The sequence below is a fragment of the Vibrio gallicus genome (assembly GCF_024346875.1).
GTDB lineage: Bacteria > Pseudomonadota > Gammaproteobacteria > Enterobacterales > Vibrionaceae > Vibrio > Vibrio gallicus.
This window is the reverse complement of record NZ_AP024871.1, coordinates 2,301,760-2,314,465: the sequence shown is the minus strand read 5'-3', so window position 1 is coordinate 2,314,465 and position 12,706 is coordinate 2,301,760. Positions and strand designations below refer to the sequence as shown.

Annotated in this window: 11 protein-coding genes; 1 reads left to right on the top strand and 10 read right to left on the bottom strand. The window is 43.3% G+C overall.

The genetic code is table 11. The features are described 5' to 3' along the window. Positions 1–9 precede the first annotated feature (9 nt). The 7 genes from OCU28_RS10815 to aspA form a co-directional block, all read right to left on the bottom strand. A complete protein-coding gene (locus tag OCU28_RS10815; RefSeq protein ID WP_261816179.1) occupies positions 10–969 on the bottom strand; it encodes a TRAP transporter substrate-binding protein in 960 nt (319 codons plus the stop codon). Between the two features lie 411 nt (positions 970–1,380). Continuing rightward, complete coding sequence (locus tag OCU28_RS10810; protein WP_261816178.1) at positions 1,381–3,108, bottom strand: sodium:solute symporter family protein; 1,728 nt, start codon at positions 3,106–3,108, stop codon at positions 1,381–1,383. A gap of 11 nt (positions 3,109–3,119) precedes the next feature. Further along, the gene (locus tag OCU28_RS10805) at positions 3,120–3,383 is read right to left on the bottom strand and encodes a DUF4212 domain-containing protein (RefSeq protein ID WP_261816177.1); all 264 of its coding nucleotides are present in this window, start codon (positions 3,381–3,383) and stop codon (positions 3,120–3,122) included. Positions 3,384–3,602: 219 nt separating this feature from the next. Beyond that, positions 3,603–4,238: a response regulator transcription factor gene (locus tag OCU28_RS10800; protein ID WP_261816176.1), complete on the bottom strand. Its 636-nt coding sequence runs from the start codon at positions 4,236–4,238 to the stop codon at positions 3,603–3,605. Between the two features lie 149 nt (positions 4,239–4,387). Further along, positions 4,388–6,151: a protein-disulfide reductase DsbD gene (locus tag OCU28_RS10795; protein WP_261816175.1), complete on the bottom strand. Its 1,764-nt coding sequence runs from the start codon at positions 6,149–6,151 to the stop codon at positions 4,388–4,390. Positions 6,152–6,281: 130 nt separating this feature from the next. Then, a complete protein-coding gene (locus OCU28_RS10790; RefSeq protein ID WP_261816174.1) occupies positions 6,282–7,589 on the bottom strand; it encodes an anaerobic C4-dicarboxylate transporter in 1,308 nt (435 codons plus the stop codon). Between the two features lie 83 nt (positions 7,590–7,672). Continuing rightward, positions 7,673–9,106, bottom strand: a complete 1,434-nt coding sequence (aspA, locus tag OCU28_RS10785; RefSeq protein ID WP_261816173.1) for an aspartate ammonia-lyase — start codon at positions 9,104–9,106, stop codon at positions 7,673–7,675. A gap of 350 nt (positions 9,107–9,456) precedes the next feature. On the opposite strand from aspA, the gene OCU28_RS10780 reads away from it, so the two are divergent. Further along, complete coding sequence (locus OCU28_RS10780) at positions 9,457–9,939, top strand: FxsA family protein (protein ID WP_261816172.1); 483 nt, start codon at positions 9,457–9,459, stop codon at positions 9,937–9,939. Between the two features lie 60 nt (positions 9,940–9,999). Here the strand turns inward: OCU28_RS10780 and trmL are convergent, their stop codons facing one another. The 3 genes from trmL to OCU28_RS10765 are packed head-to-tail and all read right to left on the bottom strand — an operon-like array spanning position 10,000 to position 12,584. Beyond that, entirely contained in the window at positions 10,000–10,476 is a 477-nt protein-coding gene (gene trmL / locus OCU28_RS10775; protein ID WP_261816171.1) for a tRNA (uridine(34)/cytosine(34)/5-carboxymethylaminomethyluridine(34)-2'-O)-methyltransferase TrmL, read from the bottom strand. 57 nt (positions 10,477–10,533) lie between these two features. Beyond that, positions 10,534–11,904 (bottom strand): envelope stress sensor histidine kinase CpxA, encoded by a 1,371-nt coding sequence (cpxA, locus tag OCU28_RS10770; protein WP_261816170.1) that lies wholly within the window; start codon positions 11,902–11,904, stop codon positions 10,534–10,536. Further along, positions 11,901–12,584, bottom strand: coding sequence for a response regulator (locus OCU28_RS10765; protein ID WP_261816169.1), 684 nt, complete (start codon positions 12,582–12,584; stop codon positions 11,901–11,903). Before OCU28_RS10765 ends, cpxA begins: the two co-directional genes overlap by 4 nt. Positions 12,585–12,706 lie beyond the last annotated feature (122 nt).

Below are 12,706 nucleotides of genomic sequence, written 5' to 3'. Positions count from 1 at the left end.
AGCTAGGAGTTACATTTTTTCAATAGCATCGATGTAGTAAGAAAGTTTTGGATCTTTCTTAGCATTGTCGATCATTGGTTTTACTTTTTCGCGGAAAGATGCGGTATCAACCTCAACATATTGCACGCCATTTTTCTTACCAATTGCCATGTTCTTAGCATCGGTATCTGCCCAAATTTGAATCTCTTCTTCCATAGATTCACGAGCAGCTTCTTTGATGATTTTTTGTTCAGCAGGTTTTAGGCCTGACCAAGTTGCTGAGTTAATCATGATGAGGTCTGGAGTCATCATGTGCTGATCCATAGAGTAGTACTTAGCAACTTCTGAGTGCTTCATTTCAATGTGGCTAGAAATGTTGTTTTCAGCAGCATCGATAACGCCTTGCTGAAGAGCAGTATAAACCTCGGTAAATGGTACAGGCGTTGCTTTAGCGCCAAGAAGTTTCATCATCTCCATCATAGTTGGAGAGCCTGGTACGCGAACTTTAAGGCCAGCAAGGTCTGCTGGAGTGTGGATTGGTTTTTTAGCGTAGAAACTGCGAGAACCTGAATCGTATAAGGTCACACCTACAAAGCCTTTATCTTTTGATGACTCAAGTAATTTTTGAGCTGCATCTGAGCGCATGAATTTATGCATGTGGTCAGCATCGCGGAATAGATAAGGGATAGACATTACTTTATAAGTTGGCTCGAAAGATTCAGCTAAAGAACCATTAATTTTAGCCATACTAAGTGCACCAGTAACAACCTGCTCAGCTTGATCTCGCTCTGAACCTAGCATGCCATTAGGGAAGATTTTAACGGTTAAATCACCATGAGATTTTTCTTTAACTTTTTCAGCAAAGATAACCATGCCTTTGTGTGCAGCACTATCGACATTCATAGCGTGGCCAAGGGTTAACATTTTTGCGTTTACAGCAAAGGCCGCCATTACTGATAATGCAGCAAGAGTTAGAGTTGTTTTTTTCATGGAAATTTCCTTGTTAATATAACTAATTCTTAAAAGATACGGTTAGTTAGAGGCATGGAATTAGCTAGGGGGTGTGATTAGCTTTGACTAAATCCAGCCTCAACATTTGCGTATAAAATAATACAAAATAGCTGAATGGTTATGTGATGCTCTTCACGAAGGGGGGCGGGGTGCTCTCTCAATTAAAGAAAGTAACATTCCAATAATGAGTCGATACTATGGTGCGCGATGCATACAGATGTGATCGCTGAGAAAGAAAGGAAATAATTAGTGAGAGCTAAGTCTCGCTGGTTAACATCAGTCGTTGTGTTTGTGGTTTATATTTATTTTGTACAGTGAATTTTTATGGATGAAAACTGAACAAATAGGTATAAAAAAGCCCCCGAAGGGGCTTAATTAGTCGAGGTCAATTTAGTGAGACTGTGCGGAACCTGCACCTACTGGTACACGAACATGCTCCACTAGATCCTTCACTTCTTGTGGTGTTTCTTTAGTTACTTTAGATACTGCGTATGCAACCACAAAGTTGAACACTGCACCAATTGCACCGAAAGCATTAGGTTCAATACCTAAGAACCAATTGCTCCCCCAGCTTTCTAGGTATTTCCAATCTGCAACAAACAGGATGCCTTTGTGTTGGAATACATAGAATAGGGTAATACTAATACCTGCAATCATACCTGCGATTGCCCCTTCTTTATTGATGGTCTTACTAAAGATACCCATCATTAAGGCTGGGAATATTGAGGAGGCGGCTAATCCGAATGCCAAGGCAACGGTACCAGCTGCAAACCCTGGCGGATTGAGCCCAAGATACCCTGCAACCCCAATAGCAACGGCCATTGATATTCGGCTAGCTAATAGCTCTTTCTTCTCTGATATATTTGGATTGATAACCCCTTTTATTAGGTCGTGGGATATGGCCGATGATATTGCTAGCAGTAACCCAGCAGCAGTCGATAGTGCTGCTGCTAACCCACCTGCGGCAACCAATGCAATAACCCAATTTGGTAGTTTGGCAATCTCAGGGTTAGCCAATACCATGATGTCGCGGTCAACTCTTAGTTCATTGGTAGCAGGATCAGAGGTATATTGAATCGCACCATCATTGTTCTTATCTTCAAACCCAAGAAGACCAGTCGTCTCCCAATTTTTAAACCAATCAGGACGTTGGTCATAAACTAGGTTTTGCCCTTGAGCTGGGTTTACGGTTTCCATTAGATTTAGACGAGCCATAGCTGCAACTGCTGGAGCTGTTGTGTATAGAATCGCAATAAATAGCAACGCCCAACCAGCCGATGTCCTTGCATCGCGAACCTTAGGTACGGTAAAGAAACGAATGATGACATGTGGTAGACCCGCGGTACCTATCATTAGAGACATGGTATACACGAACATGTTTAAGGTATCTCCCCGCACCGAAGTGGTATATTCGGTGAACCCGAGCTCTGTGACCACCTGATCGAGCTTATCGAGCAGGTAGACATCTGAGCCGGTCATGGTACTCCCGAGTCCAATCTGAGGCAGGGCATGCCCTGTGAGCTGAAGTGAGATAAATACTGCTGGAATGGTGTAAGCAAGAATCAGGACGCAGTATTGAGCTATCTGAGTGTAGGTGATGCCTTTCATACCACCCATTACGGCGTAGATGAATACGATGCACATACCAATCATAAGGCCAGTAGCGTAGTCCACTTCAAGGAAGCGACCAAATGCAACTCCAACCCCTTTCATTTGCCCGATAACATAGGTAACTGAAGCAATGATCAAACAAATTACGGCAACGACGCGCGCAGTGTTGGAGTAAAAGCGTTCACCTACAAATTCCGGCACTGTAAACTTACCAAATTTGCGCAGATAAGGAGCAAGTAATAGTGCTAGTAATACATAGCCGCCAGTCCAGCCCATTAGGAATACTGAACCACCATACCCCATAAATGCAATTAAGCCTGCCATGGAGATAAAGGATGCAGCAGACATCCAATCTGCTGCGGTAGCCATACCGTTGGCGATTGGGTTGACCCCACCACCTGCGACATAGAATTCTTTGGTTGTTCCAGCCCTAGCCCAAATCGCGATACAAATATAAAGCAAAAAGGTAGCACCCACGACTAGGTAGGTAATAGTCTTAAGATCCATCTCAATATTCCTTATTCATCTACACCGAATTCGCGGTCAATTTGACGCATCTTCCATGCATAGTAGAAAATTATTGCCAAAAAGGTATATATCGAGCCCTGTTGTGCAAACCAGAAACCGAGCTTGTAACCTCCGAGCTGAAATTGATTGAGCACATCGACAAATAAAATGCCGCAACCAAACGATACGACGAACCAAATTACGAGCAATGAAAGCATTAAGCGTACATTTTTGCTCCAGTAGGCTTTGGCTCTTTCTTCGTTTTCGAATGCCATTACCGTCTCCTTACGTTTTGTTAATAAAATGTTTCAGGAATACGATAGCAGTGGCAAGGCAATTCTACAGTTGAACTTTAGTCGTGCAGTATGAAAGGCTATTTTTTAATAAAAACAATTGGTTATATAAAATTGATTTGAGAGTGTGAAGTGGGTGTCGGGGAGTGTTAGCCAAAGGTCTAATACAGTTAACCCCAACCTTTGTAATAAAAAAGAGATCTACGAATTTATTTCAGTCTGTTGCAGCATAATCACAGCTTGAGTGCGGTTGTTTACGCCGAGCTTGCGGAATATAGCGGTCATATGCGCTTTTATCGTTGCCACTGAAACATCTAGTTCATAGGCGATCTGCTTATTCAACAGACCATCGGCAAGCATACCCAATACCTTGTACTGCTGGGGAGTTAAGGACGCAAGTTTATCACCTATATCGTTGTGGGTTGCGCAGTTGTTGCTTGTCCCCTGAGGGAAGAAAGGAACACCATCTAAAACTTGATTTAAGGCTTTAATCAAACTGCGCATGTCACTCGATTTTGGAATAAATCCGAACGCACCGTGTTGCTTAACTTGATTCACCACGCTGCTATCTTCACTGGCAGAGATAACAACGATAGGTAGATCTGGATATTGTCCGCGCAATTGAATAAGACCAGAGAGCCCGTTAGCTCCAGGCATTTTAAGATCAAGCAGCAATAAATCGACGTCTTCTCGGCTCTTTAGCTGAACCATTAATGAGTCTAATGAGTCCGCTTCAAGTAGATTTGCTCCGCTAATAGCCATGTGTACTGATTGAAACAGGGCATTGCGAAACAGAGGATGATCATCTGCAATCAAGATAGTGTAGGAAGCGTCCATATTCCTGTTCTCGTTTTATATTAACGAGTTAAAGTATTAAGCTTTTTAATCAAAGCAACAAGATGCATACGCTAAAACTTAGCCTTGGGTCACTAGAGCGTTAAGTAACGCTCTAAATTACGCAATAATCCCGTTAGTAGAGGCATAGATTAGAGCTTAAATTGTTCGAGATGCTGTATAAAAGGCTGTGCCTTAACAAAACCGGTTAATCGAGCCTTACTAATATGATTACCATCAGCATCCCAGAACTCAATTGTCGGTAGCCCTAACACCCGCATTTGCTCAAGTAGCTTTATATCTTGAGGTTGGTTTTTAGTCACATCGGCCTGCAGCAATATAAAGCCTTGCAGGCGTGGCTCAACCTGTGAGTCATGAAAGGTATATTTCTCAAACTCTTTGCATGCCACACACCAGTCAGCATAGAAATCAAGCATGACGGGTTTACCTTGTTGTTTGGCTAGCGCCAACTCTCGTTCTAGGTCTTGTGTCGTACTTATACGCTTGAATTCAATCAAACTTGACTGATCAGTTGAGGTGAGTTTCTGCCCTGATATTAGGCTCCATAGTGGGTGCACTGAACCAACCAAGCCCAAGATAGCTATGATTGCTAGGATGCTTTGCTTCCAATGTCCAAATGGCAGTTGATTCTTGGCGTGATATATCCATGCAAAGAAAGCAATTCCAAGTAACGACCAAAGTACCTGCATATAACTTGGGTCTAGGATGCGCTCGATAAAAAATAGGGGGGCTGCGAGTAAGACAAAACCAAACAAGGTCTTGACCTTATCCATCCACACTCCAGATTTTGGCAATAATTTGTTGCCAAATACCGCTACAAGAATAAGCGGGATTCCCATACCTAAAGCGAGGGCATAAAGAGTTATAGCTCCAGTAGTCAGGTCACCGCTTTGGGCTACATATAATAGGGCTCCAGAAAGTGGTGCAGTGGTGCAAGGAGAGCATACTAAACCTGAGATAGCGCCCATAATAAATACGCCAAACCACTGCCCTCCTTTTTGCTGATTACTCAGCTCATTGAGCTTGGTTTGCATACGACTTGGTAGCTGTAGGTTATAAACACCGAACATGGATAGCGCAAGAGCGACAAACATGATGCTGATAGATATCAAGACTGCAGGGTGCTGAAGAGCTGCCTGAAACTGCATACCCGCTGATGCTACTACTAATCCCAGTAGCGTATAAGTGAGCGCCATCCCTTGGACGTAGACTAGAGAGAGACTCAATGCTCGGGTATGTGACTGCTTACCACCACCAAGTACAATACTGGTCAGGATCGGGTACATAGGTAGTACACACGGAGTAAATGCGAGCCCAATACCGAGCAATAAAAATAACAATGGAGTTGTCCATTGAGACTGCTCTAGTAGAGAGGTTAGATTTGTCTGCTGAGGAGCATCAGTGCTTGCTGATGGCGCGCTATCACCAAAGCTAGCAGGATTTAGGTCGATGACTTTGGTCTCTGGAGGATAGCAGAATCCAGCTTTAGCGCAGCCTTGGTATTGGACAATGAGTTTGGCTGCGCCACTTTGGGAGTGTAGCGGAATCGATATTGAAATAGGCGAAGTGTAGATATTCACTTCTCCAAAGAATTCATCTTGATAAGGAATACCATTAGGCATATTGATATCGCCTATCTCACCGCCCTCTATTTGTACTGAAAGGCGGTCTTGGTAAAGGTAATATCCCTCTTTTATCTGCCAGTTTAGATTGACCACATTGCCTTGCTGAAGATAATCAAAAGGGAAGGCTTGGTCTACCTTCACAAAGGTAGGTTCAGTAAATGAAGGCTGTACAACGCTACTTGAAAATGAAGGTTGTGGGGCGCTATCAAAGGCCGCCAAAGCATTTGATGACAATAGAATGAGTAGCAGAGAAATAAAAGCTGAGCGCATAATGTCCGTAAACGTTAGAGGGTGCTTATTAATAGACCTGATAGTAACCAATTAAGTTTCTTAATAATACGATATAGCAGTAAATTGGAGCTATAAAAGGGATGCATTGCGCATCCCTAGAATATTTTAGTTAAAGAACTAAGCCTCCGACTAAGAAGCCAAGAGCAACAGAGGAGCTGATTGTCGCTACACCAGGCAAGAAGAATGGGTGGTTAAATACATACTTACCAATGCGAGTTGAACCAGTGTCATCCATTTCAACTGCGGCTAAAAGTGTAGGGTATGTTGGAAGAACGAATAACGCACTAACGGCTGCAAATGATGCAACCGCGGTTAACGGAGCCACACCAATAGCAAGGGCAGCAGGCATTAGCGCGACGGTAGTTGCACCTTGTGAATAGAGCAGCATCGATGCAAAAAAGAGCACTAGAGCTAGCATCCATGGAGATTCAGCAAGTAATGCTCCTGCGACTTCTTTGATGTCATTAACATGGGCATTAACAAAGGTAGAACCAAGCCAAGCAACGCCGAGCACACATACACAGGCCGTCATTCCTGAACGGAAAGTGGCCGCTGAAGGTATCAGTGCTGCATCTATTTTAGTGGTCAGTACAATAACCGCAGCCGCACCTAGCATAACCGTCATAATCGCTTCATTACGACCTAGAGTCGGGTTTTCAATCAGGCCGATTGAACCAGAAATAGCCGCTGCATATATGACTACAAATGCGATAGCAGCTAAGAAAATGAAAGTAGCTCGCTTCGCTGTCGGTAATATTTCACGTTTTTTATGCGTATTTAGCTTAACCAGACCTTGTTCTAAACGCTCCTGATAGACAGGGTCATCCTTGAGTGGACAACCGATGAAATTAGCCACGAAGGCTCCAATCATACAAGCGATAAAAGTTGTTGGAATGCAGATTGCCAGTAGGGTTAAATAAGACACCCCTACTGGCTCTAGCATAGTTGCAAAGGCAACTACTGCTGCTGAAATAGGGGATGCAGTGATGGCAATTTGTGATGCAACAACGGCAATTGATAATGGGCGCGATGGACGAATGCCTTGGCCTTTAGCGACCTCAGCAATAACAGGAAGAGTAGAAAATGCGGTGTGTCCAGTGCCAGCCATTAGCGTCATAAAAAAGGTGACGATTGGCGCGTAAAAGGTGATGCGTTGTGGGTTTTTACGTAAAAAGTTTTCTGCAATTTCTACCAACCAGTCCATTCCGCCAGCGACTTGCATTGCCGCAATTGCCGTGATCACAGACATGATGATCAAAATAACATCAACCGGTACATAGCTTTGGCTCGTCGGGACGCCAAGTACCAGTGATAGGGCAATAACACCTAATCCCCCGGCTAAACCTATACCAATCCCACCAATTCTTGCACCCAAATAAATGAATACTAGAACGGTAAGTAACTCTATTATTACCATGGTTAATTCCTCTGTATTATAAATATAAAAAATGGGTTGTTACGAGGAACAACCCAAAGTGAAAATTATTAATTTGATAAGCCTTAGCTGAAGCGTTTTGCTCTGTATTGAGGCTTCATTAGGTTTTCAACCGAGAAGATTTCATCTAACTCCGCATCGGTAAGAAGGCCGCGTTCAAGTACCACTTCTCTGACGTTTTTACCTGTTTCGGCACATATCTTGCCAACAATATCGCCTTCATGGTGACCGATAATTGGATTGAGGTAGGTGACAATGCCGATGGAGTTAAATACGTGGCTTTCGCAAACTTCTTTGTTGACGGTAATGCCATCTACACACTTATCGCGGAGGTTTACACAAGCGTTGGTTAGAATGTCGAGGGATTCGAACATACTTTGTGCAATGACGGGTTCCATTACGTTTAGCTGAAGCTGTCCACCTTCGGCAGCAAATGAGATCGTGTTGTCGTTACCTAGAACCTTAAAGCACACTTGGTTCACAACCTCTGGGACTACAGGGTTTACCTTAGCAGGCATAATAGATGAGCCAGCTTGCAGTTCAGGAAGGTTCAGCTCATTTAGGCCAGATCTTGGTCCTGAAGATAGAATGCGTAAATCATTACAGATCTTAGATAGTTTAATTGCTAGGCGTTTTAGAGCGCCGTGCGTCATTACATAGGCACCGCAATCAGAGGTCGCTTCAATTAGGTCTTCTGCCGCAACGCATGGTAGGCCTGTTACATCTGACAGTGCTTTAACAGCAAGCTCTTGATAACCATCTGCTGCGTTTAAGCCAGTGCCGATAGCGGTTGCACCAATATTAACTTCAAGCAGTAGTTTTGCTGTGTATTCAAGGTTGCGGATTTCTTCCGCTAAGGTAATAGACCAGCCTCTAAACTCTTGCCCTACTGTCATAGGTACGGCATCTTGTAGCTGGGTGCGGCCCATTTTTAGAATGCTTTCAAATTGTTTGCTCTTGGCTTCAAAAGCGCCTTTGAGGTACTCAATAGATGAGATTAGCTTGCTTACGCTGTTATATACGGCGATACGAAAGCCTGTTGGGTATGCGCAGTTGGTTGATTGGCTCTTATTTACATGGTCATTAGGATTGATAATGTGATAATCACCTTTCTCTTTACCCATCATTTCTAGGGCAAGATTGGCAATAACCTCATTTGCATTCATGTTTACCGAAGTGCCCGCGCCCCCTTGAAAAACATCAGATGGGAACTGGTCCATGCATTTGCCAGTTTCAAGGATGACATCGCATGCATCAATAATGTACTGAGCGACATCAGGTTCAATCACTCCGAGTTTATTGTTGGCAATCGCGGCTGCTTTTTTGGTCATTACCATGCCACGTACAAATTCAGGTACGTCGGAGATAGTTGCATTGGAAATATTGAAGTTTTCGACTGCGCGTAAGGTATGGATGCCATAGTAAGCATCAACAGGAACGTGGCGCACGCCTAATAGATCTTCTTCGATTCGAGTGGCTGACTGTAGTGTTGTCGTCATAGCATGGACCTTCAATTCAGGGTATTAAAATTAGCGAAGGGGCGACTATAAGTGAGATTTAGTGCCCTGCCATTTACTACCAATTCTGTTTAGTAGAGTCCATTCAGCAGATTATACTTGGCTTTAAAATCAAGCTAGATTTTGTTGTTAGTGATAATACGGTATCTGACTTTAAAGAATAGTAGCTTGATCACCCTTTTAAGTACTAGCCTAGGTGACTTGCTCGTTTTTTTGTTTGGGTCTCATTTTATGCATTATTTCGGATGAATTAACTGTTATTTGTTTACAATTAAAATTGAGTCCTGATGCTATCTGGGCGTAGACTAGAGCCCTAAGTATAAGGAGGGAAAGTGTTTCCTATATTATTATTACTATTTGTTTTGGTTCCGATTGTTGAGATAAGCCTGTTTATTCAAGTCGGTGGTTTTTTAGGAATGTGGCCGACAATTATGTTGGTACTTCTGACTGCAGTAGTGGGTGCTTCATTAGTTCGTAGCCAAGGCATTGCGACTTTATTGTCTGTTCAATCACGGATGCAGCAAGGTGAAATCCCTGCACAGCAGATCTTAGAAGGCGTGATGTTGGCTGTAGCAGGGGTATTGTTACTCACCCCTGGATTTATGACTGATACCCTAGGTATGTTAGTACTGCTGCCTAAGCCGAGATCAATTATTGCTCGCCAATTAATGGCTCGGGTTAAGGTGAATACTATGCATGGAAATATGCACAGTGGGTTTCATAGTAACTTTGAGCAGCATAAACCACAAGATGGTGATGTGTTTGAAGGGGAGTATGAAAGTAAAGATGATAAAGACAAAAATCGTCTAAACTAGATAGTAAAAAAGCGCCGTAGAGGCGCTTTTTTTTATTGAGGGTCATTTTTAAATTGAGCCTTATAAGGCTCCCTCAAATCCCATTTGACGCCATGCCTCGTAAGCAATAATCGCCACTGCATTTGAGAGGTTTAGAGAGCGGCTGTTTTCCACCATTGGAATACGAATTCGTTGCTCCATTGGTAGGGCTTCAATTAGAGGTGCAGGTAACCCACGGGTCTCAGGACCAAACAGTAAAACATCACCTTGGGAAAATTCGGCATCTACGTGATGACCTTGAGTTTTTGTTGTACAGGCAAAGATACGATAAGGGCCGTCACGCTGTTCTAGGTATTCAATAAACGCTTGGTAGTCTTGGTGACGTTTAACACGAGCTAGGTCATGATAATCAAGACCGGCGCGGCGCACCTTCTTCTCTTCAAGATCAAAGCCAAGTGGCTCGATTAAATGTAAATTGGCACCGCAATTGGCGCACAATCGAATAATGTTACCGGTATTTGGGGCAATCTCCGGCTCATACAACGCAATATCAAACATTCTGTAGCTTCGTTATTCCTGAATTTTTCTCAGTATATACCTATTTTAAAATCCTAGTTAGCCTTTGAGTGGTAAGGTTAGATGCATGTGCAGTCCGCCCAAATCTTGGCTTGGGGATGCCTTAATGGTGCCATTATGTTGCAACACTGCATTTTCGGTGATTGCTAGCCCTAGACCAGTACCTCCGCTATCTCTATCTCTTGCGTTCGAAACGCGATAAAAGGGACGGAATATGCTTTCAAGCTCTTCATCTGCAACACCGGGACCATCATCCTCAACATCGAGTTGCAGTAGTTGTCCAATGACAGAAAACCTTACTCTGATGTGCTTGTCACCATATCGAATCGCATTGCGAACAATGTTTTCGACGGCACTGGTGAGTAATTTAAAGTTACCTAATATCTGATGTTCAGGGATTGCTGTGAGCTCTAGCGTCATGCCTGATTGTTCTGCCTCAAATTGAGCATCGAGTAGGATCTCCTTCCATAGCTCAGGCAGGCTAAATAGGCTGCGATTGTGCTGGCTATCAATTTGCATTCGCGACAAATCGAGTAGGTCACGGATCATCTGTTCCAGTCTATCTGCTTCTGTCTCGATACGCTGTAGCTCTTTGGAGTCTCCTTGCTTGCGGGTAGCAAGTGCATTAGCCATTCGTAAACGAGTCAGTGGTGAGCGCAATTCATGAGATATATCCGACAGCATTTTCTGTTGTCCCGAAACCATATGATTTACCGACAATACCATTTGATTGAAGCTGGTTCCGGCTTGTTTAAATTCAGAGGTGCCTTTTTCAAGTAGTGGATCAACCTCGAACTCACCATGCGCGACTCGTTTGGCTGCTTGCTCTAATCGGCGGGCTGGCTGGCTGAGAGTCCATGCACACCACAATAGTAAAGGGGTGCTAACTAGCATTACCACCAGCAGAAGCGTAAACGGTGCATCAAGGATTCGATATAGTAAGGGTGGGGGTGGCTTGTGGTTAAAGCCCGCATACATAGAGAAATGGGTTTGGTGGACTAGAATAGGAAAGGGCCCGGCAACCATAAAGTGTTCAAACTGTCGTTGACTTGGTTGTGTCGCTCCGGTTAATTCTGACGCCATTGCCTGTAGAGCACGGCGCTTAAAACCTCTTTCTGGGCTAAGAAGGTTGCCATCATTGTCGGCGAGGTATAAACGAAAGTCCTTGTTCCCAAATCGCTTTTTATTTAGGTGCTTGAGACGCTTAGGGATGTCGTCATTTTGGTTTAGGTCTTTTTCTACCTTCTTGATTAACTGGGTTATTTTTACCACTGAGTCTTTTTTTACAGAGTGAGACTTGCGAGGATCAAGTTTTTGAATTCCGATCACAGCGATCAATACCATCAGCACAGTGATCCAAAATATTGCAAAGATCCTGCCGTATAAGCTAGAAATCTTGGGCAGATTCATGATCTGTCCTCAACAAATAAATAGCCTTTACCACGTACGGTTTTGATTCTAGGTTTACCATCAGGGCGTGGTGGAAGTTTTTTCCTTAGATTTGACACGTGCATATCGATGGCTCGATCAAATGGAGATAAACGCTTTCCTAGCACCTCTAAGCTCAATGCTTCTTTGGTTATAACTGTGCCTGTGGATTTTAAAAAGTATTCAAGCAAGGAGAACTCGGTACTGGTCAGGTCAATTAACTTATCCTGGCAGTAAGCCTCTTGTGCACCACTGTTGATGACTAGATCTTGATGTTGGGCGGTAGTTGTTTGTGTTGGGATATGCTGGGTACGACGCAAGATAGCTCGTATACGTGCAAGTAACTCTCTATCTGAAAAGGGCTTAGGAAGAAAATCATCCGCTCCAAGTTCAAGGCCAATAACTCTATCTATCTCATCACCTTTAGCGGTTAAGAATAGCACCGGAGTCTGCCATTGTTCTCTGAGTTTTTTTAGCATCTCCATGCCATTCATTTTTGGCATCATGATATCAAGTAGAATTAAGTCGATGTCCTCTGTAATAGCCTCTAATCCTTCGAATCCATTATGGGCTTGTGAGACGGTAAATCCCTCAAAGGTTAAGATATCTTCTAAAAGGGCGGTTAATTCAATATCGTCATCAACTAATAGGATATGTGGCATAGGTTCTATCTCTAAATACTACGGATAAGGTAATTCTACGTGTTAGTAATAGGCTATCGGATGAGATTTACCTATCTTTACGTTTCACAGACCGCGCTTTACATGGCTACTATTATTCTAAA

Excerpts from the sequence above, each read along its gene's own strand:
- OCU28_RS10765 (WP_261816169.1), bottom strand. The coding sequence starts at position 12,584 with ATGCCACATATCCTATTAGTTGATGACGATATTGAATTAACCGCCCTT.
- aspA (WP_261816173.1), bottom strand. The coding sequence starts at position 9,106 with ATGACGACAACACTACAGTCAGCCACTCGAATCGAAGAAGATCTATTA.
- trmL (WP_261816171.1), bottom strand. The coding sequence starts at position 10,476 with ATGTTTGATATTGCGTTGTATGAGCCGGAGATTGCCCCAAATACCGGT.
- OCU28_RS10795 (WP_261816175.1), bottom strand. The coding sequence starts at position 6,151 with ATGCGCTCAGCTTTTATTTCTCTGCTACTCATTCTATTGTCATCAAAT.
- OCU28_RS10810 (WP_261816178.1), bottom strand. The coding sequence starts at position 3,108 with ATGGATCTTAAGACTATTACCTACCTAGTCGTGGGTGCTACCTTTTTG.
- cpxA (WP_261816170.1), bottom strand. The coding sequence starts at position 11,904 with ATGAATCTGCCCAAGATTTCTAGCTTATACGGCAGGATCTTTGCAATA.
- OCU28_RS10800 (WP_261816176.1), bottom strand. The coding sequence starts at position 4,238 with ATGGACGCTTCCTACACTATCTTGATTGCAGATGATCATCCTCTGTTT.
- OCU28_RS10815 (WP_261816179.1), bottom strand. The coding sequence starts at position 969 with ATGAAAAAAACAACTCTAACTCTTGCTGCATTATCAGTAATGGCGGCC.
- OCU28_RS10805 (WP_261816177.1), bottom strand. The coding sequence starts at position 3,383 with ATGGCATTCGAAAACGAAGAAAGAGCCAAAGCCTACTGGAGCAAAAAT.
- OCU28_RS10790 (WP_261816174.1), bottom strand. The coding sequence starts at position 7,589 with ATGGTAATAATAGAGTTACTTACCGTTCTAGTATTCATTTATTTGGGT.